This is a genomic window from Rhodococcus sp. PD04, from assembly GCF_035918275.1.
GTDB classification, from domain to species: Bacteria; Actinomycetota; Actinomycetes; order Mycobacteriales; family Mycobacteriaceae; genus Rhodococcus; species Rhodococcus rhodochrous.
In genome coordinates, this window is sequence record NZ_CP142143.1 from 4296810 (window position 1) to 4320981 (window position 24172).

At 69.5% G+C, this 24172-nt stretch carries 1 protein-coding gene; it reads right to left on the bottom strand.

Annotated elements, in window-relative coordinates; genetic code table 11:
* Positions 1-4 precede the first annotated feature (4 nt).
* The gene (locus U9J23_RS19705; protein ID WP_326599923.1) at positions 5-24130 is read right to left on the bottom strand and encodes a non-ribosomal peptide synthase/polyketide synthase; all 24126 of its coding nucleotides are present in this window, start codon (positions 24128-24130) and stop codon (positions 5-7) included.
* Positions 24131-24172 lie beyond the last annotated feature (42 nt).

Genomic DNA, 24172 nt, shown 5'->3' on the forward strand with positions numbered 1-24172 from the left:
CACCTCAGCTCTCCCGCTCGGAGAGCACCGCGTCGAGCACGGGCACGATGACGCCGAGCGCGTCGGGTGAGGTCATCTGCCAGTGCGTCGCCGGCACCTGATGGTTGTCGACGGCACCCGTCACGGCTGCGTTCCAGCCGGACGCGCCGCGCATTCCGGTCGGGTCGTCGGCTGCCGCGGTGAAGTAGACGATGTCGCCGTCGTACGTCCCCGGCCGATGCTCCGCCATCAGCTCGGAGTTCCGTTGCGCCGCCGCGACCAGTCTGGTCACCACGCGTCTCGTGTCGTCCTCGGTGCTGCCGGTGAGTGAGGCGACGGACGCGACGAGGTCGTCGATGTCCTCGGCGTCGGCTGCGGCCGCGTCGTCGATTCCGAATCCGGCGAGCAGCTCGCTCGTCGACACATCGCTCGACTCGCCGGTCCGTGCACCGTTGCCGGCGAAGCTGTCGAGCATCACCAACGTGTCGACCTGCTGTCCCTCCGCCTGCAGACGAACGGCCATGGCGTGGGCGATCACGCCGCCGAGCGACCAGCCGAACAACCGGTACGGCCCCTCGGGCTGCACTGCCCGCAGTTCGTCGACGTAACGCGCCGCGAGTTCGTCGAGGGTCGCGGGTTCGAAGTCGCCCTCGGTGACGGCCGGGGTCTGCAGACCGTAGACGGGTGCATCGTGATCGAGTTGTCGCGCGAGAGCGGTGTAGCACCACGACAACCCGGCGATCGGGTGGACGAAGAACAGCGGTGTACTCGCGCCCTGCGCGCGCAGCGGCCAGATGGGGGCTACAGACTCCGTTGCATCGGAAGGTTGCGCAGTTCCGAGAAGAGAGGCAAGTCCCTCGACGGTCGGCTCCCGGAAGAGGTGTTGCAACGGCACCTCGGAGCCGATCTCCATCCGTAGTCTGGACACGAGTCGCGTTGCCACGAGCGACGTACCTCCGAGTCCGAAGAAGTCGTCGTCCAAACCGACTCGCTCGATGCCGAGCACATCCTCGAACACCGATGCCACCGTACTCTCGATCTCCGTCACCGGCGCCCGGAACTCTCGCGTCATGAACTCGGGCTCCGGCAACGCCCTCCGGTCGAGCTTCCCGGACGCATTGAGCGGCAGCGCATCCAGAACGACGAACTGTGTCGGCACCATGTACGACGGCAACAGTTCGCCGAGCGCCCTACAGAGATGTGCAGGATCGACGTCCCCTACGGAAACGATGTAGCCGACCAATTGATCCGATCGCACGTCGACCGCCGCAGTCGCAACCCGGTCCAGGCTCCGCAGCACCGCTTCGATCTCACCGATCTCGATGCGCTGACCACGGAGCTTGACCTGCAGGTCGTTTCGGCCGATGTATTCGAGTTCGCCGCCGCGATTCCACCGCGCGAGGTCGCCCGTGCGGTACAACCTCTCGCCGCGGCCGCCGAAGGGGTCGGCCACGAAACGCTCGGCCGTGAGCCCCGGACGTCCTGCATATCCTCGCGCGACCTGCGTGCCCGACAGATACAGCTCACCCGTCACGCTCACGGGGACGGGACGCAGACGCGCATCCAGCACACGAGCGTGGGTGTTCCATACGCTTGTACCGATGGGCACGATGCCGGCATCGTCACCGCGGCTCTCACGGTGCGTCGCCTGGATCGTCGCCTCGGTCGGGCCGTACAGATTGTGCACGTCGGCGCCGAAGGTGGACCGTGCGCGTTCGGCAGTGGCCGACGTCAGCGCTTCACCACCCGCGAACACGGCGCGCAATGCCGGTGTCAGGCTGGTTGTCTCGTCGAGCACGGCATCGAGCACGGTCGGCACGAACTGCGCGACGGTGATATCGAAGTCCACGAGTGCTGTTGCGAGATAGGCGGGGTCGCGGTGTCCGTCGGGCGACGCGACTACCAACCGGGCTCCGCATGCCGAAGGCAGCAGAAGTTCCCACACCGACGCGTCGAATGTCGCAGGCGTCTTGAGCAGCACCGAATCCGAGGGGCCGATACCGAACCGCTCCTGCATCCAGGCGAGCTGGTTGACCACGGACGCGTGTGTCACCGCGACGCCCTTGGGTCGACCCGTGGAGCCCGAGGTGAACAGCACGTACGCCGGGTTGTGTGCCCGCAACGGTGCACGACGGTCACTGTCCGAAACCGGGCCGGAGGCATACCCGGTGAGGTCGAGTGTGTCGACGGCTGTGACCGAGCGTCCGGCGAGGACCTCGATGCCGGACGAGCCCAGGACCATCGAGACGTCGGCGGTGTCGAGGACGTATCGGATCCGCTCATCCGGTTGTTCGGGATCGACCGGTACGTAGGCACCACCGGCCGCGAGGACGGCGCAGACGCTCAGCACCAGGTCGAGCGAGCGATCCATCGCCACCGCGACCCGCACCTCGGGACCCACATCGAGTGAGATCAGATGTCGGGCAAGACGACCGATCCGTTCCTCGAACTCCTGGTAGGTCCATGTCGTGGAGCCGTCCGACACCGCTGCAGCGTCCGGAGACCGAACGACCTGCGCCGTGATCAGATCGGGGACGGTCGCCTCGTCCACCGACACCGGGGATCCGTGGCCGAGAGCCAGCACACGCTCGAGCTCGTCTGCACCGAACATGTCGATGTCACCGACGGCAGGGGTCGGGTCGAGCACGACGGCCGACAGCATCCGTTCGAGCCACCCGGCGAGGGTGACGATCGTGGAGTGGTCGAACAGATCGGTCGCATACGTGATCTCGGCGTCGAGACCGGAGCGGTCGGCCTGCGGCGACAGCGTCACCTGCAGATCGAACTTCGCCCACTGTGCGTCGGCGTCGACCGCAGACAACGACAGACCCGGCAACTCGAAGCTCGTCGGCTCGAAATTCTGCAGGGTGAGCATCACCTGGAACAACGGATTCCACGCTGTCGACCGCACCGGATCGAGGACTTCGACGAGACGCTCGAACGGCACATCCGCGTGACCGAATGCGCCGAGGTCGACCTCGCGCACCCGGCCGAGCAGATCCGCGAACGACTCGGACGTGTCGACCCGCGTGCGCAACACCAACGTGTTGACGAACATGCCGATCAGGTCGTCCAGCGCACGCTCACCACGACCCGCCACCGGCGTACCGATCGTGATGTCGTCGGTGCCCGACCACCGCGCCAGCACGATTGCCAACGCACTGTGCACCACCATGAACGGCGTGAGGCCGCGTTCGCGTGCCACCTCGTCGATGCCGGCTCGGACCGCATCGCTCAACTCGAACCGATGCGTGGCACCCCGGTAAGAAGTGACGGCGGGCCGCGGACGATCGGTCGGAAGGTCCAGCACGTCCGGTGCACCGGTGAGCGCCTCGGTCCAGAACGACAACTGGCGCGAGATCAGCGAGTCGGGATCGTCCTCGGATCCGAGCATCCGGCGCTGCCACAGTGCGTAGTCCGCGTACTGTACGTCGAGCGGCGCCCACGCCGGTATCTCGCCGACGGCGCGTGAGGCATAGGCGAGCATGACGTCCCGTGCCAACGGGCCCATCGAGAATCCGTCCGCCGCAATGTGGTGCACCACGACGACGAGCACGTGCTCGGTCTCGGACAGCCGGAGCAGTTCGAGCCGCAGGGGTGGTGCGACCGTCACGTCGAAGCCGGAAGCCATGAAGTTCGCGACCTCGCCGAACAGCTCCGCCTCGATGGTCTCCACAATGGTCAGGACAGGGGTCGACGCGTCGACGTCGAGCACGACCTGGCGACCGACACCGTCGATCTCCGGATACACCGTCCGCAGGATCTCGTGCCGCGCGATCAGATCCGTGATTGCGGCCTTCAGTGCCTCGACGTCGAGTGCCCCACTGAGCCGGATCGCCGCGGGGATGCTGTTCACCGCTGAGTCGGGGTCCAGGCGGTTCAGGAACCACATGCGCTGCTGTGCCAGTGACAGCGGCACCACATCGGGCCGTTCCTGTGCGACCAGAGGAACAGCAGCCCCGGCACCGGATTCTTCCTCGAGGCGTGCAGCGAGACCGTCGACGGTCGGCGCATCGAACAGGGCGCGCAACGGTACGCGTACTCCGAGGGCGGCACCGAGGCGGGACACCACCTGTGTAGCCACGAGTGAGTTGCCACCGAGGACGAAGAAGTCGTCGTCCAAGCCGACCCGCTCGACACCGAGCACCTCGGCGAACACCGACGCGACCATCTGCTCGGTATCGGTGACCGGAGCTCGGAACTCGCGCTCCTCGATCGTCGGCTCCGGCAACGCCCGACGATCCAACTTGCCGTTCGACAACAACGGCAACGCCTCGAGCACGACAACCTGCGACGGCACCATGTACCCAGGCAGAACCTCACCCATCGCGGACCTCAAGGCCCGAACGTCGAGGTCGCCGGACGGTACGACGTAACCGACCAGCTGATCGGACACGACAGTTACTGCACCCGCAACCACGTCGGACTGCGCCCGCAGCACCGCTTCGATCTCACCGAGCTCGATGCGCTGACCACGCACCTTCACCTGCAGATCGTTACGACCGACGTACTCGAGCTCTCCGTCGCGGGTCCAGCGCACGAGGTCGCCGGTGCGATACAACCGCTCCCCCGCCGAACCGAACGGATTCGCCACGAACCGCTCCGCCGACAGACCTGCACGGCCCGCGTAACCACGCGCCACCTGAACGCCGGACAGATACAGCTCGCCGACAACACCGACCGGGACCGGCCGCAAACGCTCGTCCAACACCAGCGCCGCGGTGTTCCACACCGGACCACCGATCGGCACATACACGCCGTCCACCACGTTCGCACTGCAATGCGTCGCCTGCACCGTGACCTCGGTCGGCCCGTACAGATTGTGGACCTCCGCACCCAACGCCGATCGCACTCGTTCAGTGGTCGACGCAGCCAGCGCCTCACCACCGGCGAACACCAACCGCACCGACGACGATGCCGCACCGTCGATCTCGTCGAGCACCGCATCGAGCACCGTCGGCACGAACTGCGCCACCGTGACGCCCGCCTCGCACAACGTCCGTGCCAGATACTCGGGGTCCCGATGACCGTCCGCGGAAGCGATCACCATTCGACTACCGGTGGCCAAGGGCAGCAACAACTCCCACACCGATGCATCGAACGTCACGGGAGTCTTCAACAACACCGAATCGGATGCATTCAGGTCGAACCGCGACTGCATCCAGCGGAGCTGGTTCACCACAGCTCCGTGCGAGACCGTCACGCCCTTCGGCCTGCCGGTCGAACCCGAGGTGAACAGCACGTAGGCAGCGTTGTCGGGACGCAGCACACCGAGGCGCTCGTCCGCCGACAGCGGTCGATCGTCGAACTCGGAGGACGCGTCGGTGTCGACGACGATCGTCGTCCGCTCGGTGGGGATGCGGCGGTCGGATCGCGTCAGTACGACCTGCGGGTCGGCGACGTCGAGCACGTACGCGATGCGATCGGCCGGCTGCTCGGGATCGATCGGAACATACGCGCCACCGGCGACGAGCACCGCGACGATGCTGACCACCACGTCGAGGGAGCGGTCCATCGCGACCGCGACGCGCACCTCCGGACCCACACCCGACGAGATCAATCTGCGAGCAAGTCTGCTCACCCGTCGCTCGAACTCCGCTCGATCGAGCGTGTCCTGCTCGTCGGAGACCGCAACAGCGCCGGGCGACATCTGCGCCCGAGCAGCGAGAAGATCCGGAACGGTCTCACCGGTCGAGGGAACCGCGCTTCCGCTGCCGAACCCGAGGACCCGCTCGCGCTCCGCAGGTTCCAGCACATCGACGTCACCCACGGCGACCTGCGGATCAGCCGCGAGGGTCGACAGCAGACGGGTGAAACGAGCGGCGATCGAAGCGGCCGTCGTCTCGTCGAACAGATCGGCCGCGTAGGTGATCCTGCCACCGAAACCGCCGTCGGACAGTTCGGTCAGCGTGAACTCGAGATCGAATTGGGAGGTCTGCACATCGGTGTCGAGCGCGGACAGGACGAGGCCGGGGAGTTCGAAGCGCGTGGGACCGACGTTCTCGAACGAGAGCATCACCTGGAACAGCGGACTTCGCGCCGTGGACCGGATGGGGTCGAGCACCTCGACGAGCCGCTCGAACGGCACATCGGCATTGCCGAACGCACCGAGGTCGGTGTCGCGCACCTGCGCAAGCAGATCGGTGAACGACAGCGCCGGGTCGATGTCGTTGCGCAGCACCAGGGTATTGACGAACATGCCGATCAGGTCGTCAAGTTCGGCTTCGCCGCGACCCGCAACAGGGGTCCCGATGGTGACGTCGCGCGTACCCGCGAGTTTCGCGAGCAGAACGGCGAGCGCGGCGTGCACCACCATGAAGGTCGTCGCGTTGTGCTCACGTGCGAAACGTTGCAGCGCACCGACGGTGGCGGCGTCGACCTCGAAGGTGTGGCGGGCACCGCGGTTCGTGGCGACCGGCGGACGTGGATGGTCCACCGGCAGTTCGAGCGGTTCGGGCAGGTCACAGAGTCGTTCGGTCCAGTAGGCCAGTTCGCGTGCGACGAGACTGTCCGGATCGTCCTCGGATCCGAGCAGGTCGCGTTGCCACAGAGCGTAATCCGCGTACTGCACGGCGAGCGGCGACCACGACGGCGTCTCCCCACGGCGACGCGCGTCGTAGGCGATCATGACATCGCGGGTCAGCGGTCCCATCGAGAAGCCGTCCGCAGCAACGTGGTGCACGACGAAGACGAGCACGTACTCGTCGTCACCGACCCGGTAGAGGCGGGTGCGGACCGGCACCTCCGACGTGACGTCGAATCCGGCGTTCACGAATTCGACGACGGTGGGCAGGATGTCGGTCTCGTCGATCGGCACGGGTGTGACGTCCGGGCGCACCCGGGAGAAGGGCAGCACGACCTGGTACCCGACACCGCCGGCCTCCGGGTAGACGGTACGCAGGATCTCGTGGCGCGCGAACAGATCCGCGACGGCGTTTTCCAAGGCCGTCAGGTCCAGCGAACCGGTGAGGCGGATGGCCACCGGGATGTTGTAGGCCGCCGAGTCGGGATCGAAGCGGTTGAGGAACCACATCCGCTGCTGCGCGAGCGACAGCGGCACCTGCTCGGGCCGCTCCCCCGCGACCAGTGCAGGTCGCGCGGCCTGCCCACCGTGCTCGGCCACCGCGGCTGCGAGCGCTTCGACGGTGGGATGTTCGAACAGCGTGCGCAGCGGGATGTCCGCGCCGAGCGCGGCACCGATGCGGGCGATCACGCGGGTCGCGATGAGCGAGTTGCCGCCGAGCGCGAAGAAGTCGTCGTCGAGACCGACCTGCTCCACCTCGAGCACCTCGGCGATCGCGGCCGCGACCGCCTGTTCTGTGGGGGTGACGGGAGGACGGAACTCCCGGACCGCGGCGACGGGCTCGGGCAGCGCGCGACGGTCGAGCTTGCCGGATGCGTTGAGCGGCAACATGTCGATCACCATGAGCACGTCGGGCACCATGTAGCGCGGCAGCGACCGGCCGACCGCCGCACGCGCCGCCTCGACGTCGACGGTCGCGCCCGAGGACGGAACGACGTAGCCGACGAGTTGCTGACCGTGGTCGCCGTCGTGCACGACCATCACGGCCTGCGCGATCTCCGGCAGCGAAGTCAGGGCGCTCTCGATCTCACCGAGTTCGATGCGCAGACCGCGTACCTTCACCTGGAAGTCGGTGCGGCCCAGGAAGTCCAGTTCGCCACTGGGCAGGATCCGAACGAGATCGCCGGTGCGGTACAGGCGTTCGCCGCCGGGTGCGGCGACGAACCGCTCGGCGGTGAGGTCGGGACGGGCGTGGTAGCCGCGTGCGACCTGCACTCCCCCGAGGTAGAGCTCACCGGGCACCCCGACCGGCGCCGGACGCAGCCGGGCGTCGAGCACCTGCACGGTGGTGTTACGGATCGGCCGGCCGATCGGGACGCTGCCCGCATGCTCGCCCTCGACCCGCAGAACCGTTGCGGTGACGGTGGTTTCGGTGGGTCCGTAGGTGTTGTCGAGCGCCGCTGTCGATCGTGCGGCGAAGTCGGCTGCGAGATCGGCCGGCAGGGCTTCGCCGCCGACCGACAGGTAGCGCAGCGACTCGGGAAGTTGCAGCGCCGGGTCGGCGAGGAACACCGCGAGCATCGACGGGACGAATTCGAGGATGCTCACGCACTCCTCACGCGACACGCGTGCCAGATAGGCGGGGTCGCGGTGCCCACCCGGCACGGCGACGACGAGACGTGCCCCGACCTGCAAGGGGTAGAACAGCTCCCACACCGACGCGTCGAAGGTGATCGGTGTCTTGTGGAGCGCGGCGTCACCGGCACCGAGGTCGTACCGTTCGCGCATCCACGCGATCTGGTTCGCGGCCGAACGGTGGCTCACCGCAACACCCTTGGGACGTCCGGTCGAGCCGGACGTGAAGATGACGTAGGCGGTGTTGTCGGGTCGCAGCGGTGCGACGCGGTCGGCGTCGGTGAGCGGCGCGTCGGAGACGTTCGACGGCGCATCGATCTCCAGCACCGGTGCCGCGGCGGGCAACGATCCCCGATCGGCTGCGGTGGTGAGCACGACGACGGGCCGCGCGAGGTCGAGCACGTACTCGGTGCGGTCGGCGGGATGTTCGGGGTCGAGCGGAACGTACGCTCCCCCGGCCTGCAGGATCGCGTAGATCGCGACCATCATCTCGATGGACCGGCCGGTGTACACGCCGACGAGGCTCTCCGGACCCACTCCGAGTCCGACGAGGTGCCGCGCGAGACGGTTCACCCGCGACGCGAACTGCGCGTACGTCAGGGTCGTGTCCTCGAAGATCAGCGCCGGCGCGTCCGGGGTGCGGGCGACCTGCTCGTCGAATCGGGTGAGCAGGGCCTCGTCGACGGAACCCGCATCAGTCGCGTTGATGTCGGCCAGTAGACGGATCTCCTCGTCGCCACGCAGGTCGATGTCACCGACGGCGACCTCCGGCGCACTCACCGCGGCGTCGACGAGAGCGACGAGGCGCTGCGCGGCCTGCGTGATGGTGTGTTCGGTGAACAGGTCGGTGGCGTAGGTGATCGATCCGTCGATGCCGAGGCGTCGGCCGTCGGCGTCGAAGGTCTCCCCGAGGTGGATCTCGAGGTCGAGCTTGGCGCCGGTCGCGCCGGGCTCGACGGTGCTCAGTCGCAGCCCGGGCAGGTCGATCTCCGAGCGCGTGAAGTTGTGCACGACCAGCAGGGTCTGGAACAGCGCCGAGTAGGCCGTGGAGCGAACCGGGTCGAGCAGTTCGACGAGGCGCTCGAGCGGCACGTCCGGATGCGAGAAGGCCGCGAGGTCGACGTCGCGCACCTGGTCGAGCACCTCGTCGAAGGTGGCGTCGGCGTCGATGCGGGTGCGCAGCACGAGGGTGTTGCCGAACATGCCGACGAGGTCGTCGAGAGCCTCCTCGCCGCGACCGGCGATCTGGGTGCCGATCGGGATGTCGCTGCTCCCCGACCAGCGGGCCAGCAGCACCGCGACGGCGGCGTGGGCGAGCATGAACAGCGTGATGCCGCGTTCGCGGGTGAACTGTTCGACGCGGTCGGCGAGCTCGGCGTCGAGGGTGATCGGGACGGTCGCGCCCCGCGACGACTGTACGGGCGGGCGCGGCCGGTCGGTGGGCAGTTCCACCAGGTCGGGCAGGTCGGCGAGTTTGTCGGTCCAGTACGCGAGCTGGCGGGCGAGCAGCGACTGCGGGTCGTCCTCGCTGCCGAGGAGCTTCTGCTGCCAGAGGGCGTAGTCGGCGTACTGCACGCGCAGCGGCGACCAGCCGGGCTCGGCGCCTTCACGACGCGCGAGATAGGCGGTGACGACGTCGCGCGACAGCGGTGCCTGCGACCCGCCGTCGCTCGCGATGTGGTGGGCGACGACGGCGAGGACGTGCTCGTCGTCGGCGAGACGGAACAGTCGGGCACGCACTGGCACGTCGACGGTGAGATCGAAACCGCGCGTGACGAAGTCGGTGAGGACACCGGTGATCTCGTCGGCCGCGACGACCTGCGGTCCGAGATCGGAGGCGGCGTCGCCGGCGGGCACGATCACCTGCGACGGTCCGGCGTCGCTGTCGGGGAAGACGGTGCGCAGCGCTTCGTGACGGTCGAGGACGTCGAGCAGCGCGGCCTGCAGCGCCGGCACGTCGAGGTCGCCGCTCAGGCGCAGCACCATCGGGATGTTGAAGGCGGCCGAGCCGGGATCGAAGCGGTTGAAGAACCACATGCGCTGCTGCTGGAGCGACAGCGGGATGCGGTCGGGTCGGTCGACGGCGACGAGGTCGGGGCGGCCACCGGAACCGGCGGTGCGTGCCACGGCCTCGGCCAGCGCGGCCACCGTCGGGGCATCGAAGACGGTGCGCACCGGCACGGTGGTGTGCAGGGCGGCGCCGAGCCGCGCGACGAGCTGGGTCGCGTTGAGCGAATTGCCGCCGAGCGCGAAGAAGTCGTCGTCGAGGCCCACACGGTCGACGCCGAGCAGGTCGGCGTAGACGGACGCGACCGTCTGCTCCACGGGTGTCTCGGGAGCGCGGAAGGTACGCGCCTCGAATCCGGGGACGGGCAGCGCTTTCCGGTCGAGCTTGCCGTTGGCGGTGATCGGCAGCGCGTCGAGGACGAGGATCTGCGCGGGCACCATGTACGACGGCAGTTCGTCGGCGATCCGGTCGCGCAGCGCCTGCGGGTCGGCCGCGGTACCGGTCGCCGGGACGACGTAACCGATGAGCCGTTCGCCGGTGCGCGGGTCGGTGTGCAGCATGACGACGGCCTGGGCCACCTCGTCGGCGCGGCTCAGGGCCGCTTCGATCTCGCCGAGTTCGATGCGCAGGCCGCGGACCTGCACCTGCGCGTCGCTGCGGCCGACGAAGTCGATTTCGCCGGTCGCGGTGCGGCGTACGAGGTCGCCGGTGCGGTACATGAGCCCGCCGGTGAAGGGGTTCGCGACGAACCGCGCTGCCGTCAGTCCCGGCTGCGCGTTGTAGCCGCGCGCGAGACCGGCGCCCGACAGGTACAGCTCGCCGATGACGCCGTCGGGCACGGGATGCAGACGCGTGTCGAGGACGACGGCCCCGGCACCCTCAATGGGCGCGCCGATGGTGATGCGGTCGCCCGGGGTGAGCGGCGCGGTCTCGGTGATGATGATGGTGGTCTCGGTGGGACCGTAGCTGTTGACGAAACGGCAGACGGGGCCGAACTTCTCGACGAGTTCCGGCGGGCACACGTCGCCGCCGATCACCACGGATTCGAGGTCGGGCAGGTCGTCGGGGGTGACGGTGCCGAGCGCGGCGGGCGCGGTGATGATGTGCGTGATGCGTTCGCGTCGCAGCAGGTCGGTCAGTTCGGTGCCGGCGACGATGTGCGGCGGCACGACCACCACGGTGGCGCCGGCGGAGAACGCCGAGATCTGCTCGAACACCGAGGCGTCGAAACTCGACGACGAGAACCGCAGCATCCGCGAGCCGGTGCTCAATCCGAGTTCGGGACGGTGTTCGGCGGTGAAGGCGTTGAGGCCGCGGTGGGTGACGACGACCCCCTTCGGCGTGCCGGTGGAACCGGACGTGTAGATCATGTACGCCGCCGACTCCGCGTTCACCGCGGAAGTCACCGGTGCAGAAGAACAGTCGTCGGCGTCGACGCTCAGCCACGGAACGTGCGACGGTCCGTCGCCGAGCCCGAGGATGGCCCGGGAGTCGGTGAGCAGATACGCGACACGCGCTGCGGGCAGTGCGGGATCGACGGGCACGAACGCCGCGCCGGTCTTGACCACGGCCCACAGAGCGACGACGGCGTCGAGGCTACGCGGGAACGACAGTGCCACCACGGTTTCCGGTCCGGCGCCGTGATCGATCAGCTTGTGCGCGAGCCGGTTGGAGGCGAGGTCGAGTTCGGTGTAGGCGAGCTGCCGGTCGCCGTCCACCACCGCGATGCCGTCCGGGTTCGCGGCGACACCGGTGGCCAGGATCTCGGGGAAGGTCTTCTGCGGCAGCGGCATCGGCACCGACCGTGATAGTGCCCGATCGGTCTCGGCCTCCGACAGGAGCGCGATGTCGCCGACGGCAGCCGTCGGGTCGGCGGTGCTCACGTCGAGCAGTTGCACCCACCGCGCGGCGAGATCGGCGGCGGTTGCTTCGTCGAACAGGTCGGTCGCGTAGGTGAGTTCGGCGATCAGTCCGCCGGTTTCGTCCTCACGCAGCGCGATGTCGACGTCGAACTTCGCGATGGCGAGATCCGCTGCGAGCGGTTCGACGCGCAGCCCGGGCAGTTCGAGTTCGCCGATGCCCTGGTTCTGCAGCGACAGCGCGACCTGGAACAGCGGCGAGTGGCTCTGCGAACGCACCGGATCGACGGCCTCGACCACCTGGTCGAACGGCACGTCGGCGTGCGAGAACGCCGCGAGATCGGTGGCGCGGACCTGCTCGAGGAACTCCGCGAACGACGCCGCGGGATCGATGCGGGTGCGCAGCACGAGGGTGTTGACGAACATGCCGACGAGGTCGTCGAGGGCACGATCACCGCGACCGGCGACCGGCGTGCCCACCGACACGTCCTCGGTGCTGCCGAGACGCGCGAGCAGCACGGCGAGCGCGGCGTGCAGGACCATGAAGCGGGTCGCGCCGTGGGCGTGCGCGAGGCGGTCGACGCGGGTGAGGACCTCGGGGGCGATCCGGAAACCGGTGTTGGCGCCCCGATACGACGCCGCCGCGGGTCGCGGCCGGTCGGCGGGCAGTTCGAGCACGGCCGGGGTGTCGGCGAGGACCGAGGTCCAGTAGTCGAGCTGTTGCGCGATCGGTGCCTGCGGATCCTGCGGGTCGCCGAGCACGGTGCGCTGCCACAGCGCGAAGTCGGCGTACTGCACCGGCAGCGGTTCCCAGGCCGGCTGTGCGTCGTCGAGGCGCGCGGAGTAGGCGACGAGGACGTCTCGGGCCAGCGGCACGGTGGACGCACCGTCGGCGCTGATGTGGTGCACGACCACCACGAGCACGTGGGTGCGGTCGTTCTCGCGGAACAGCGCGCCGCGGATGGGGACCTCGCGCGTGACGTCGAAGCCGCGTCCCACCACTCCGGCGATCGCGGTGTGCAGTGCGTCGGTATCGGGTGTGTCGATCGGGGTGAGGTCGAGCGGCACGTCGCCGGTGGCGAGTACGTGCTGCGACGGCCCGTCCTCGTGTTCCGGGAACACCGTGCGCAGTGCTTCGTGCCGGTCGAGCACGTCGCGGACGGCGGCGGTGAGGGCGTCGACGTCGAGGTCGCCGTGCAGGCGCACCGCGAGCGGGATGTTGTAGAGCGGCGACGTCGGGTCGAAGCGGTTGAGGAACCACATGCGTTGCTGCGCGTACGACAGCGGCACCCGCGTGGGGCGTTCCTGCGGCACGAGCGGCAGCCGCTCCCCCGTGCCGATGTGCGAGCCGGCGGTCTCGGCGAGCGCCTGCACGGTCGATCCCTCGAACACCGCGCGCACCGGCACCGTGGTGCCGAGCGCTTCCCCGATGCGGGCCACCAGGCGCGTTGCGATGAGCGAGTTGCCGCCGAGTGCGAAGAAGTCGTCGTCGAGGCCCACGCGTTCGACGCCGAGCAGGTCGGCGACGATCTCGGCGACAGTCTCCTCGACGGGGTTGGTGGGGGCACGGAACTCGCGGGTCACCGGGTCGGGCGCGGGCAGCGCCTTTCGGTCGAGCTTGCCGTTGACCGTGACGGGCACCGTCTCGATCGGCACGATCTGCGAGGGCACCATGTACGACGGCAGAACGTCGGCGACGGCGCTGCGCAGCGCATCGGCATCGACCTCGGCGCCGTCGCGGGGCACGACGTAGCCGACGAGCCGTTCGCCGGTGTGGGCGTCGCGGTAGACGTCCACGACGGCGTGCGCGACGCTGTCCTGACGGCTAAGCACCGCCTCGATCTCGCCGAGTTCGATACGCAGGCCACGCAGCTTGACCTGTGCGTCGCTGCGGCCGACGAACTCGAGTTCGCCCGACGAGCGTCGGCGCACGAGGTCGCCCGTGCGGTACATGAGCCCACCGGTGAACGGGTTCGCGACGAACCGGGAGGCCGTCATGCCGGGCCGGTCGTGGTAGCCGCGGGCGAGCGCCTGGCCCGCCAGATACAGCTCACCCAGGACTCCGTCGGGGACGGGCTGCAGGCGTGCGTCGAGCACGACGGCACCGGCGCCCCGGATGGGCCGGCCGATGGTGATGGCACCGCCCGCGACCAGCGGATCGGTCATCGTGATGACGATCGTGGTCTCGGTGGGGCCGTAGCTGTTGAAGAACCGGCAGCGCGGCGCGAACCGCTCGACGAGTTCGGGTGGGCACACGTCGCCGCCGACCACGACGGCCTCGAGATCGGGCAGTCTCGCCGGGTCGACACCACCGAGTGCGGCCGGTGCGGTGAGCACGTGGGTGACGTTGTGGCGCAGCAGGAACGCTTCGAGGTCGGCGCCGGCGACGATCTCGGGCGGCGCGACCACCATGGTGGCTCCGGTGCCGAAGGCGGCGAGCATCTCGAACACCGACGCGTCGAAGCTCGCCGACGAGAACCGCAGCACCCGCGACTGTGCGGTGAGTCCGAGTTCGGTGCGGTACTCGGCGGTGAAGGCGTTGAGGCCGCGGTGCGTGACGACGACGCCCTTCGGGGTGCCGGTCGAGCCGGACGTGTAGATCATGTACGCCGCGACGTCGGGTGCGACGTCGACATAAAGTGCGTCCGTCGACACGTCGGCGCACCGGTCGACGATGTCGTCGGAATCCAGCGCGAGCCAACGGAAGTCGACGGCCGGAGCGATCCCGTTCATGGTCAGGCCGAAGGCGGCACCCGAGTCCGAGAGCATGAACGCGATGCGGTCGACGGGCAGCTTCACGTCGATCGGCACGAACGCCGCACCGGTCTTCGCGACCGCCCACACCGCGACCAGCGACTCGATGGTCCGCTCGAAGGCCAGGGCCACCACGGTTTCCGGTCCGGCCCCCTCGGTGACGAGGACACGGGCCAGAGCGTTGGAACGCTCGTCGAGGTCGCGGTAGGTGAGCTGTCGCGTCTCGTCCACGGCGGCAACACCGTTCGGCGACGCGGCGACACCGGCCGCGAGGATCTCCGGCAGCGTCCGGATCCGGATCGGTTCCGGTCGGGCCGCGTCGAGTGCCCGGGCGGTTTCGTCGGCGTCGAGATACGGCAGGTCGCCGACGGGGCTGCGCGGGTCGTCGAGCAGCTTCGCCAGCATGCGGTTCCAGCGCTCGGCGGTGCGGGCGGCGGTGGACGCGTCGAACAGGTCGGTGGCGTAGGTGAGGGTGCCGGCGAGGGCACCGTCGTCGTCGCGGAGCGTGAACTCGAGGTCGAACTTGGCGATACCGAAGTCGGGCACGATCGGTTCGACCCGCAACCCGGGCAGTTCGAGGTCGCTGGGGTGCGCTTCCTCGACCGACAGCGCGACCTGGAACAGCGGTGCGCTGTTCTGCGACCGCACGGGGTCGACGGCCTCGACGACCTGCTCGAACGGCACCTGGACGTGGGCGAAGGCGTCGAGGTCGACGTCGCGGACGGTGGCGACGATGTCGTCGAAGCCCGCAGCCGGGTCGACAGGGGTTCGCAGCACGAGGGTGTTGACGAACATACCGATGAGGTTGTCGAGGCGGCGGTCGCCGCGACCGGCGACCGGCGTGCCCACGGACACGTCGTCGGTCGCTCCGAGCCGGGCGAGCAACACGGCGAGCGCGGCGTGCAGCACCATGAACCGGCTCACGCCGTGGGTCTGCGCGTAGGCGTCGAGGCGGCGGACCGTCCCGGGATCGACGGTGAACGGCACCGCGGCGCCCCGGAACGACGAGCTCGCGGGTCGCGGCCGGTCGGTGGGCAGTTCGAGCAGCGCCGGTGCGCCGGCGAGTGTCGTGGTCCAGTGGTCGAGTTCGCGCGCGGCGATCTCGGTGGGTTCGCCCGGTGCGCCGAGCAGCTCGCGCATCCACAGCGCGTAGTCGGCGTACTGCAGCGGCAGCGGCTCCCAGAGCGGTGCCCCACCTGCGGCGCGCGCAGAGTAGGCGAGCACGAGATCGGTGGCGAGGACCTGGGTGGACCAGCCGTCGATGGCGATGTGGTGCACGACCATCACGACGACGTGGCTGCCGTCGGCACACTCGAGCAAGGTCAGCTCGAGCGGCGGTTCGACGGTGATGTCGAATCCGCGTGCGGTCAGCGCCCGGATGCGTTCGGAGAGGTCGTCTTCCGCGACCCTCTCCGTGCCGGCGACCAGCACGGGACGATCCCGCAGCGCGTCGTCGACGGAGAGGATGTTCTGGTAAGGCCCGACATCGGAGTCCGGGTAGATCGTCCGGAGCGTCTCGTGTCGTTCGAGGATGTCGACGACCGCCGCGCGCAGGGCGTCGAGGTCGAGTTCTCCGCGCAGCCGCAGGGCGGCGCCGACGTTGTAGGCGCCGGAGCCGGGATCGAACCGGTTGACGAACCACATGCGGGTCTGTGCCGGCGACAACGGAATCCGGTCGGGACGCGGCCCGGCCGTGGGAACAGTCACCGTTGCGCCGGTGCCGCGGGCACGATCGACGGCGGCGGCGAGGCCTTCGACGGTGGGATCGTCGAACAGTGCGCGGATCCCGATGCCGGCGCCGAACGTCTCGTTGACGCGGGCGATCAATCGGGTGGCGCCGAGCGAGTTCCCGCCGAGCTGGAAGAAGTTCGACGACGCACCCACCTGGTCGACCTCGAGTAGTTCGCCCATGATGCGGGCGACGGCGGCCTCGGTGTCGGTGCGCGGTGCGATGTAGGCGGCGGAGGCGTCGAAGTCCGGTTCCAGCAGGGCCGCCCGGTCGATCTTGCCGTGCGCGGTGACGGGCAGGTCGTCGAGCAACACGAGCACCGACGGCACCATGTGCCGGGGCACGCGGTCGGCGACGGACGCGAGCACCGCGTTCTCGTCCGGCCGTTCACCGGTGGCGACGGCGTAGGCGGCGAGATAGTCGCCGTGCCGGCCGGTGCGCAGCGTGACGACGGCCTGCGTGATGCCGGGATGGGCGAGCAGTGCGCTCTCGATCTCGCCTAGTTCGACGCGCTGACCGTTGAGTTTGACCTGGAAGTCGGTGCGGCCGAGGTATTCGAGTTCGCCGTCCCGGTTCCACCGGACGCGGTCGCCGGTGCGGTACATCCGGTCACCGGAGTTCCCGAAGGCGTTCGCGACGAAGCGATCGGCGGTGACGGCGGGACCGGCCTGATAGCCCCGCGCGACCTGCGAGCCCACCACGTACAGCTCACCGGGCACCCCGACGGGCACCGGACGCAGCGCGGCGTCGAGGACGAGGAAGCGGGTGTTCCACACGGGCCGGCCGAGCGGCACCTGCTCGGCATCGTCGCGGCGCGCGGTGCGGTGTGCGACCTGCACCGTCGTCTCCGTCGGGCCGTAGAGGTTGTGGACCTCGGCGCCGAGGACTTCGCGGACGCGGGCGGCGGTGGTCGCCCGGAGTACTTCACCACCGGAGAACACCGCGCGCAGCGACGAGGCGCCGATGCCGGCGTGCTGTGCCTCGGCGACGAACAGGTCGAGCACCGACGGCACGAACTGCGCGACGGTGACGCGTTCGCGGTGGACGACCGACGCGAGGTAGGCGGGGTCGGCGTGCCCGTCGCGGTCGGCGATCACCAGCCGCGACCCGCTCTGCAGTGGCAGGAACAGCTCCCACACCGACGCGTCGAAGGTGAAGGGTGTCTTGTAGAGCACCGTGTCGGTGGCGTCCGGTGCGAAGGCCGCGCGCATCCACGCGAGCTGGTTGTGCAGCGCGCCGTGCGTCACCGCGACACCCTTGGGCCGGCCCGTCGAGCCGGACGTGAACAGCACGTAGGCGAGGTCGCCGGGGCGGAGCGCGGGTCGTTCGTCGTCGGTCAGCGGGTCGCCGGAGTACCTGTCGACGTCGGACACGTCGAGCACGCGCAGGTCGGCGGGCAGGCTGTCGTGGGTCTCCTCGGTCGCGAGCACGAGTTGCGGTGCCGCGGTGGTGAGGACGTGAGCGGTGCGCTGGGCGGGCTGGTCGGGATCGACCGGCACGTACGCTCCACCGGCGGCGAGCACGGCGTAGATCGCGACCAGTTGGTCGTAGGAGCGCGGAACAGCCACGGCGACGCGGGTTTCCGCAGCGACACCCTCCGCCAGCAGCCGACGAGCGAGACGGTGCACGTCGGACGCGAATTCGGCGTAGGTCGACGCCGATCCGTCGACGACGACGGCCGGCGCATCGGGTGTCCGCGCCACCTGCTGCTCGAACAACGCGACGACGTCTCCGGCGGGCACGGGGTGCGCGGTGTGGTTCCAGGACTCGAGGACCCGTTCGCGTTCGCCGGGCAGGAACACGTCGACGGCGCCGACGGCGTCGTCGGGACGCTCGGCGACGAACTTCAGGATCTGCGTGAAGCGGCGGGCGAGTTCGTCGACGGTCGCGGCGTCGAAGACGTCGCTGCGGTAGCGCAGGCTCAGTCGCAGATGGGGTTCGAGCAGCGCCATGAGCGAGAGCGGGTAGTGCGTGGCGTCGCGGGCGTCGACGTCGGTGACGCGCATACCGGCGATGTCGGTGTTCTCGTCGAATCCGGCGCGGTCGACGGGATACGACTCGAAGACGGTCAGCGTGTCGAAGAGGGTGCCGGTGCCGATGCGGTCCTGGATGGCGCCGAGGCCGACGAACTGCTGGTCGAGCAGGGCGGTCTGTTCACCCTGCAGGCGCAGCACGAGGTCGGCGACGGTTTCGGTCTCGTCGATCCGCACCCGCACGGGCAGGGTGTTGATGAACAGGCCGAGCATGTTCTCGACGTCGGGCAGGTCGGCGGGCCGCCCGGAGACGGTGGCGCCGAACACTGCGTCGCGGGTACCCCAGTGCCGGGCGAGCAGCAGGCCCCAGGCGGTCTGGACGATGGTGTTGAGCGTCGCGCCGGTGCGGCGCGAGAGCCGTGCGAGGGCGTCGATGTCGTCGGCGTCGAGGTCGATGTCGATCTGGACGGGTGCGTCGTCGACGGCGTCGGTGGCCCCGGGTGCGACGAGCGTGGGTTCGTCGAGGTCGGCGAACGCCTCGGCCCATGCGTCGAGGGCGCGGTCGGTGTCCTGCCGGTCGAGCCAGGCCAGGTAGCCGCGGTAGGACGCGGGGGTGGGCAGCGCCGCCTGACCGCCGGCGGCGTAGCCGACGAGGAGTTCGCGCACGAGCAGCGGCATCGACCAGCCGTCGAGCACGATGTGGTGGTTGGTCAGGGCGAGGACGGCGCGCTGCTCGGGCAGTCGGACGAGGACGGCGCGTAGCAGCGGTGGGTGCGCGAGGTCGAAACGGGCGAAGCGTTCGCTGTCGAGGAGCGTCTGCAGGTCGTGCTGCGGGTCGGACGATCCGGTGAGATCGACCCCGCGCCACGGCATCTCGACGTGATCAAGGACGAGCTGGACGGGGGTGCCGGAGTTGTCGTGCACGAAGGCGGTGCGCAGGGCAGCATGTCGTGCGAGCAACGATGCGAACGCTGCCTGCCAGCGATCGGTGTCGACCTCCCCTGCGAGGTCGAGACGCAGCTGTGCCGTGTAGACGTCGACCGCGTCGACGGACAACGCGGCGTGGAAGGCCAGACCGGTCTGCAGCGGCGAGAGCGGCCAGATGTCGGCGAGGCGACCGAAGCGGTTCTCCCACTGCTCGATCTGCTGCTGGCGGGTACGCACGAGCGGCACGTCGGACGGGGTGAGACCACCGGCGTCGGGTCGCTGCGTGTGCGCGGCCAGGCCGACGAGTGCGTCCTTCCACCGTTCGGCGAGCGCGCCGACCGTCTCGGCGGAGATCACCCGTGGCACATAGGTGAACGACGCGGTGAGGTGCGCGCCGTCGGGGCCGTCGACGACCATCGCGTTGATGTCGACGGCGACCGATGCGGCCATCCGCGACGTGCGGTTGGGATCGAGGGCGAGATCGATCGGCACCCAGCCGATCTCGCGGATCTCGTCGGCGATGTGGCCGGAGGTGAGACGGCCGAGATAGTTGAACGACACCTGCGCGGCGGGCAGGGCGGCGAGGACCGGCGATGTCTCCGGATCGAGGTGGCGCAGGATGCCGTATCCCACGCCGTTGTTCGGGACGGCGGCGAGTCGTTCCTTGACGGCCTTGATCGCGGTGGCGCTCGCGCGTCCTCCGGCGGCGGCGTCGGTGAGGTCGAGGTCGTCGGCGAGGTCGAGGCGCACGGGATACGCGCTGGTGAACCAGCCGACGGTGCGGGCGAGGTCGACGGTGCCGGTGGCGTCGAGGTCGCGGCCGTGCCCTTCGAGGGTGAGCAGCAACGAACGCTGCCCGTCCTGGGCGGTAGCGAGCGCGAGAGCGGTGAGCAGTCCGTCGGCGGTGCCGCTGCCGTACAACTCGGGCAGTCGGGCGATCACCGCGTCGGTCGCACTCGGATCGAGATCGACCCGGACGGTCGCGGTGGTCACGAGGGTGTCGATCTCCGGGTCGAGCGACGCGACTCCGGTGAGCGGTGCTGCACCACGGAGGGTTTCGGTCCAATGGTCGAGTTCACCGACGTGGTCGCGGGCGGTGTCGTGCAGGGCGTGCGCCCAGCGGCGGTAGGAGGTGCCCACCTCGGGAAGCGACGGTGCCTGTCCTGCCGCGACCTGCATCCAGGCCTGGCCGAGGTCGGGAAGCAGCACCCGCCACGACACGCCGTCGACCACCAGGTGGTGTGCGACGAGCAGCAGGCGGCCCTGCTCGCCGGGTTCGGCGACGTCGAACCATACGGCACGCAACACGAGACCGAATTCCGGATCTAGATCGCTTGCGGCAGCGTCGCATTCGCGGTCGACGAGAGAATCGGATTCGGCAGCGTCGGCGACCGGGACGCGGGTGATCCACGCGTCGAGATCCGGCAGTTCGGCGTGCGTCCGCCACTGCCCGTCGCTCAGTGTGGACCGCAGGATGTCGTGCCGGGCGACGACGGCACCGAGCGCGGCCCGCAGATCGTCGTAGGTCAGATCCGCGGGGGTGGAGACGAGGACGGCCTGCGCGAAGGTGGAGTAGTCCCCACGTCCGAGCATCTCGTGCACGATCGGCGTGATCGGGATGTCGCCCACTCCCCCGCCGGGCAGTTCGTCGAGGACGAGGGCGGTGGGGACGGCAGTCGCGACCCGCGCGAGCGCCGCGATCGTCTTGTGTTCGAAGATCTGCCGGGCGGTGATGTGCAGTCCGGCGGCCTTGGCGCGGGCGGCGAATTGCATCGCGACGATGCTGTCGGCGCCGAGGGCGAACAGCGAGTCGTCGACGCCGATGCGTTCGACGTCGAGCAGGCCGGCGGCGACCTCGGTGAGGAGGTGTTCGGAGTCGGTTTCGGGGGCGCGGAATTCGGCGGTGGCGAACTGCGGGGCGGGGAGCGCGGCGCGGTCGAGTTTGCCGGCGGGAGTCACCGGGATCTCGGTGAGTTCGACGACGGCGGCGGGCACCATGTGCGCCGGGAGGACGCGAGCGACGCCGTCGAGCAGTGCCTGCATGTCGAAGGTCGCGCCGGATTCCATACGTACGTACGACACGGGGACGACGGAGCTGCCACTGTCGTGCACGACGGTCGTCGCGAAGTCGACGCCGTCCTGGTCGAGCAGGGCGGTGTCGATCTCGCCCAGTTCGATGCGGAAGCCACGGATCTTCACCTGGAAGTCGGAGCGGCCCACGAAGTCGAGCTGGTGATCGGGCGTCCACCGCACCTCGTCGCCGGTGCGGTACAGGCGCGTGCCGGGTTCGAATGGGTTGGCCACGAAGCGATCCGCGGTCTGCCCGGGACGGCGATGGTAGCCGCGCGCCAAAGCCGGTCCGCCGAGATACAATTCGCCGACGAATCCGACGGGCACCGGCCGCAGGCGACGGTCGAGCACCACGGCGACGACACCGTCGAGGGGACGGCCGATGGTGATCGGGTCGCCGGGGGCCAGGGGGTCTCCGGCGGTGACGACGATGGTGGTCTCGGTGGGGCCGTAGCTGTTGGTGAACCGGCAGGTGGGAGCGAAGCGTTCGACGAGGTCGGCGGTGCACACGTCGCCGCCGACCACGACGGCCTCGAGATCGGGCAGGCCCGCGGGGTCGACGGTGTTGAGGACGGTGGGCGCCGAGACGATGTGGGTGACCCGGCGGGCGCGCAGGACGTCGACGAGTTCGTCGCCGCCGAGGACGTGCGGCGGCGCCACGACCATGGCCGCTCCGGCGCTGAAGGCCTGCAACATCTCGAAGATCGACGCGTCGAAGCTCGCCGAGGAGAACCGCAGCATCCGCGAGTCGGTGCCGAGGGCGAGTTCGGGGCGGGCGTCGGCGGCGAAGGTCGCGAGCCCCCGGTGGGTGACGACCACGCCCTTCGGGGTTCCGGTGGAGCCCGAGGTGTAGATCATGTACGCCGGGTTCTCCGGCACGGCCGGCGAGTGCACGACCTCGACGTCGGTATCCGAGCGGAGCGGGTCGTCCACGGCGATCCAGCGGGGCCCGGACGGCAGGTCTGCGATCCGGCTCCGCACGGTGAGTCCGAGCTGCGCACCGGAATCACCGACCATGTAGGCGATCCGGTCGGCCGGGAGCGCCGGGTCGATCGGGACGAAGGCCGCGCCGGTCTTCGCCACCGCCCACACCGCGATCAGCGCATCGGCGCCACGGTCCATGCTCAGTGCCACGAAGGTCTCGGGGGCGGCCCCGGCGGCGACGAGCTGTGCGGCGAGACGTGTAGAAAGATCGTCGAGTTCGCGGTAGGTGACCTGCCGGTCGCCGTCGATGATCGCGACGCCGTCAGGATTGCGGCGCACACCGTCGGCGAGGAAGTCGGCGAACAGCCGCACGGGCTGCGCGGGCAGTCCTCGATACGGGACGAGGCTCTCGTATTCGTCGTCGTGCAGGACCGGCAGTGTGCCGATGGTGCGGTCGGAGTCGGCGAATTCGCCGAGATACTCGACGAACCGTGTGTGGTGCGAGCGCAGTTCGTCGACCGTGTACAGGTGGGGGTTGGCCTCGAGGTCGATGTGGGCGGGCTGCCCCGGCGCGCTCGGGTAGATGTTGAGCGAGAGGTCGTCGACCGGGCCGGTGCTCAGCACGTGCCGGCGGCCGACCGAATCGCCGTAGCGGATCTCGTGGTCGAACATCATGACGTTGACCGCGGGCCCGAAGAATCCGCGGTCGGCGCTGCCGTAGCCGGTGTCGCGGCGCATGTCCTCGTGCCGGTACCGCTGGTGACGCAGTGCCCCGGTGAATTCGAGCTGCATCCGGTCGATCAGATCGTCGCGGCTGCCGTCCGGTTCGACACCGACGCGGATCGGGACGACGTTGGAGACCATGCCGCCGGAGCGACGCAGGCGGACGGTGGTGCGCGCCGAAACCGGGAGGCTGAGGACCACGTCGGTCTCACCGGTGACGCGGGCGAGGAAGGCTGCGAATGCGGCGGCGACCACGGTCGCGAATGTCGTGGTCTTCTCGCGCTCGGCGATCATCCGGTCGATCGCGGCCTCGACACGCTCGGGCAGGGGCGCGCTGAACCGGACCGGGTGCGGGCCGACGGGCGCGGCGCGACCGGCGAGGCTGATGGGGTGCGGCAGGTCGCGGATGCGGTCGGCCCAGTAGGCGCGGTCGCTCTCGAACCGGGCCGAGTCGCGGTAGCGCTGTTCGTCCTCGACGATTTCCGGCAGCGGGCTGACGTCGAAGCGGGCGGGTTCGCGCTGCTGCACCGCGGCGCTGTAGCGCTCGGCGGTGCGGGTGTCGAAGGTGGTCGCCCCGTAGCCGTCGAGGGCGATGTGGTGGATCCGGGTGTAGACGAAATGGCGATCGTCGGCGATGCGCAGGACCGCGCACACGATCAGCCGGTCCTCGAGCATGTCGAGGGGTGTGCGGTACTCGGCGCGCATCCAGGCGATGGCGGCTGCTTCGGGATCGTCCTCGTCGCGCAGGTCGAGAATCGTGGCTCGGTCCTCGAGGCCGTGGTCGATGACCTGACGGGGGTGGCCGTCGACCTCGAAGATGCGGAGCATGCCGGTGCCCAGTTCGCGGGCGGTGGCGGCGCCGGCGTCGGCGAAGATCTCGGGATCGAATTCGCCTCGGACGTCGACGTACTGGGCGATGGTCAGTGGAATGTCGCCGAGCAGATGCTGGGCGAACCAGATCCCGCGTTGGGCCGACGAGAGCGGGAAACCGTCGTCGGTCTCCCCGACCTGCGACGATGCAGGCAAATACCGCTTCTCCACTTATCTCCCCAGGCGCGCATGATCCGC